A 4,354-nucleotide genomic window follows, 5' to 3' on the forward strand; every position below is an offset into this window, starting at 1 on the left:
TTAAAAAACTCAGGCCGCAGTCGGTAACCTCGCGCATACAGCCGGGCAGTGACGTCATCGTCTGCGCGGAAATGGACGAACAGTGGGGATACGTCGGGGCTAAATCGCGCCAGCGCTGGCTGTTTTACGCGTATGACAGGCTCCGGAAGACGGTTGTTGCGCACGTATTCGGTGAACGCACTATGGCGACGCTGGGGCGTCTTATGAGCCTGCTGTCACCCTTTGACGTGGTGATATGGATGACGGATGGCTGGCCGCTGTATGAATCCCGCCTGAAGGGAAAGCTGCACGTAATCAGCAAGCGATATACGCAGCGAATTGAGCGGCATAACCTGAATCTGAGGCAGCATCTGGCACGGCTGGGACGGAAGTCGCTGTCGTTCTCAAAATCGGTGGAGCTGCATGACAAAGTAATCGGGCATTATCTGAACATAAAACACTATCAATAAGTTGGGACCATTACCAAATAGTTTATATGCTAAAAATTTAGGGAATCATTTTCCTAATTCTCCAGCTAAAAGTTCAGCCTGCTTCAAAACAGTCTCTGTGGCGAGCAATGACATATCAGGCGGATAACCATATTTTTTGAGCAGACGTTTTACCACCACGCGAATTTTTGCTCTTGCTGCTTCTTTCACTGTCCAGTCAAGACTGACATTGTTGCGGATAGCCTCCGTAAGTACGACTGCCAGTTCTCGTAGTTTTTCCTTTTCCATTAACTCGCGAGCACTGTCGTTATCTGCAACAGCAGAATAGAAGGCATATTCATAAGCGCTGAGGTTTAACTGGCTGGCAAGGCTGTCAGATTCCTGGATAGTCTTGGCAAGCTTGATTAGCTCATCAATTACCTCCGCTGCGGTCAGTACCTTGTTCTGGTAGCCATTGATTGCAGAGGTCAGCATATCAATCAGTTTTTTGCCTTGGGTGATACTTTGATTCGAGCGAACCTTAATCTCGTCAGAAAGCAGTTTTTTAAGCGTTTCCAAAGCAATATTTCTGTGTTGGTAATCCTTCATTTCCTGAAGGAATTCTTCAGAAAGAACGGAAATATCTGGCTTTTGTATCCCAGCAGCGTCAAAAATATCAACAACTTTATCGGTAACCAGAGCCTGATCGATAGTCTGTTTTACCCGAACTTCCAGACTGTCATTGTGTTCTTCTTCTGATCCGTCTGAGTTTTCAGTAAATTTATTCAGTCTGGCTTTTACTGCCTGGAAGAATGCTACTTCGGGTGCCGCTTCCATTGCTTTATCGTGCGGTGTCGCCAATGCAAATGCCTGCGACAAGGCTGCAACCGCAGCCAGGAAACGCATTTTACCTTTACCGTTATCCAGCCCTAAAATATGGTTTTCTGATTCAAGAATAATTGTCAGGCGTTGTGAAGTAGTTGCGGCAAAGTAAGCTTTGTAATCGTAGCCATGCATCATGCCTTCCAGGATTTCCAGCTTTTCCTGCATGAGCGTTACAGCTTCTTCCTGAACCTCAGCAGGATCTCCACGTCCACCTGCATCAGAGTAAAAGGAGAGGGCTTCTTTTAAATCAGAGGCAATGCCCAGATAGTCAACAACCAGACCGCCTATCTTATCTTTATACACACGGTTCACACGGGCAATTGCCTGCATGAGGTTGTGGCCTTTCATTGGTTTGTCGATATACAGCGTATGCATGCTGGGAGCGTCGAAGCCGGTTAACCACATATCACGCACTATCACCAGTTTCAGCTTGTCGTCGTCATCCTTCATACGATTAGCCAAAACCTGACGTTCTTTTTTTGTGGTGTGGTGTTTAGCGATTTCTGGTCCGTCAGCAGCAGAAGAGGTCATGACGACTTTAATCACGCCATCATTTAGATTATCGCTGTGCCATTCAGGTTTTAACTCTATGATTTCTTTATAAAGTTCAGCAGCAATACGACGGGACATGGTGACAATCATGCCCTTGCCATGATCGGCATTAGATTTTAAGCGCTGTTCAAAGTGCTGAACCATATCCGCCGCAATAGCTTTAATACGTTTTGAACTGCCAATCAAACCTTCGATTCTGGCCCATTTAGACCGTTCTTTCTGGGTAAGCGTCAGCTCGTCTTCGTTAAACTCATCGTCGAAGTCTTCAATTAGCTGGCGACCTTCGTCACTGATGGCAATTTTGGCAAGACGGCTTTCATAGAAGATACGCACGGTTGCACCGTCTTCTACGGCCTGTGAGATATCGTAGATATCAACGTAGTTACCAAAAACAGCAGGTGTGTTTACGTCCGTTTTTTCTATGGGGGTTCCGGTAAAGCCAAGATAGGTAGCATTGGGCAAGGCATCACGCATATATTTGGCAAAGCCGTAAACGGTGCGTTTACCTGTTACGTTGCCTTCGCTGTCTTTCACGTCAACTTCTTTGGCGCTGAAACCGTACTGGGAACGGTGTGCTTCATCAGCGATAACGACAATATTAGTTCTGTCGGACAGCAACTCATAGATATTGCTGCCATCATCAGGCTGGAATTTTTGAATAGTAGTAAACACCACACCGCCAGAGGCGACACGCAAATATTCTTTGAGTTCTTCCCGGTTGTTGGCCTGTTTTGGTGTCTGACGAAGTAGCTGAGTGGCAGAAGAAAACGTACCGAATAGCTGATCATCCAAATCGTTACGGTCAGTGATCACTACCACTGTTGGATTATTCAGCGCCAGTACAATCTTCCCGGTATAAAACACCATCGAAAGCGATTTACCGGAACCCTGGGTATGCCACACGACCCCCGCTTTACGATCTCCGGTTTTTTGCGCATTAACAAGAACTTTACTGTTACGTCCCTGCTGGTGCAGTGCTACTTCGGCAGAGGGGGAATCTGCATTTACACCTGAGGCACGAATAGTGGAAAGTACTGCTGCATTAACCGCGTAGTACTGGTGATAAGCAGCCATTTTTTTAACGGTACGGATACTGATAATCCCTTTGCTGTCTTCATGTTTGCTGGCTTCAAACACGATAAAGTGGCGGATCACATCCAACAGCGTTACAGGATTAAGCAACCCCTGTAATAAAACTTCGAGCTGTGGTTGGGTACTGGTAGCTTGTGTTTTACCATTAGCGGTTTTCCATGTCATATAACGACTGAAATCGGCGGAAACCGTTCCCGCTTTGGCTTCCAGTCCGTCTGAAACAACATTAAAGGCATTGTAGGTAAACAGGCTGGGGATTTGGTTCTGATACGTTTTTATCTGGTTATAAGCACCTGCAACCGTTGCATTTTCGTCAGCGGCATTTTTAAGTTCGATAACGACTAACGGCAGACCGTTAATGAATAAAATAAGGTCTGGTCGGCGGGTATGATTGCCTTCTTTAATGGTTATCTGGTTCACAACCAAAAATTCATTATTCGTGGGATCGTTAAAGTCGATCAGGCAGGCCAGCTCTCCTTGTGTATTACCATCCTTGCTGACTTCGATATTGATTCCTTCGGTCAACAGGCGATGAAAGGCCAGATTGTTTGCCATCAGATCAGGTGTGCTTATCTGCATCACCTGTTTTAGCGCTTCCTCACACTTCTGCTCACTAAGGTGCGGGTTAATTCGTTGCAATGCTGTACGCACTTTATCTTCAAGGATAACCTGCTGATAGCTACGTAACGGATTGATTCCACTGGGTTCAATGTCCGGGCCGTAAACGTATTCATAACCCAGCCCTTGCAGGTACTCAATCGCCATTACTTCAATATCGGATTCGGTCATCTTTGCCATGCGTACTGTCCTTATTGCTGCTTAACCAGATAGCGGGTTGTGAGCCCGCTTAATTATTTTATGCTACTGATGCGATTGCTTCTTCTGCATACTGAACCCGTACATCACCGCTCATCAGTTTGGGAAGCAGGGTGTCGCGGAGAGTTTCTAGTGTTTTAATTTGCTGAGTGTTCGTCTCTTTCTTACTAAATATCGGAGATATTTCTTCATTAAATTTCTCAATTGAATTTAAAGAAGGAAACTTCAAGTTTACAGACTCGAAAGTTCTTGTCGTAATAGTGTCAAATACGCTGCCATAAGCTGCTGTCAGCAAATCATCGACAATAAATCCAACCAGAAGATATATGAAGAAAGGATAGTTTCCAATTTTTGAAACAATGCCATAATTGGATTGACTAAAAGCCATATCTCTTGCTAAAAGAGCATACTTTCCCACTGTACCACGAGCACTTATAACGGTTGAGTTTTTAGGCAGCAATTTAGCTGAACTGTTTTGAAGTCCCGCTAAGCTTATAGACTTTTCTGTGCTATACAGATAGCCTTGGGAAGGTGCGAATAAGCAGGTCATTTCTTCCCAAGCTGACTCGCTGATTAAAATTTCGCGGATCTGGGCCGATTTT

Annotated in this window: 2 protein-coding genes and 1 pseudogene; 1 reads left to right on the top strand and 2 read right to left on the bottom strand. The window is 45.3% G+C overall.

Features of this window, described 5'->3' with window-relative positions; genetic code table 11:
* A pseudogene (locus tag OGX94_RS03595) lies at positions 1-449 on the top strand (IS1-like element IS1B family transposase); the annotation flags it as partial.
* 45 nt (positions 450-494) lie between these two features.
* Here OGX94_RS03595 and OGX94_RS03600 read toward each other — a convergent pair.
* Together OGX94_RS03600 and OGX94_RS03605 are read right to left on the bottom strand one after the other, a co-directional pair.
* A complete protein-coding gene (locus OGX94_RS03600) occupies positions 495-3,734 on the bottom strand; it encodes a type I restriction endonuclease subunit R (protein ID WP_032298283.1) in 3,240 nt (1,079 codons plus the stop codon).
* Between the two features lie 58 nt (positions 3,735-3,792).
* A partial coding sequence (locus tag OGX94_RS03605) for a restriction endonuclease subunit S (protein ID WP_286568740.1) occupies positions 3,793-4,354 on the bottom strand: 562 nt, incomplete at its 5' end.

The organism is Citrobacter sp. Cpo037, assembly GCF_030332945.1.
Classification (GTDB): domain Bacteria; phylum Pseudomonadota; class Gammaproteobacteria; order Enterobacterales; family Enterobacteriaceae; genus Citrobacter; species Citrobacter portucalensis.

Bases quoted from the DNA above. Each gene is read 5' to 3' on its own strand.
- OGX94_RS03600 (WP_032298283.1), bottom strand. From the start codon at position 3,734: ATGGCAAAGATGACCGAATCCGATATTGAAGTAATGGCGATTGAGTAC.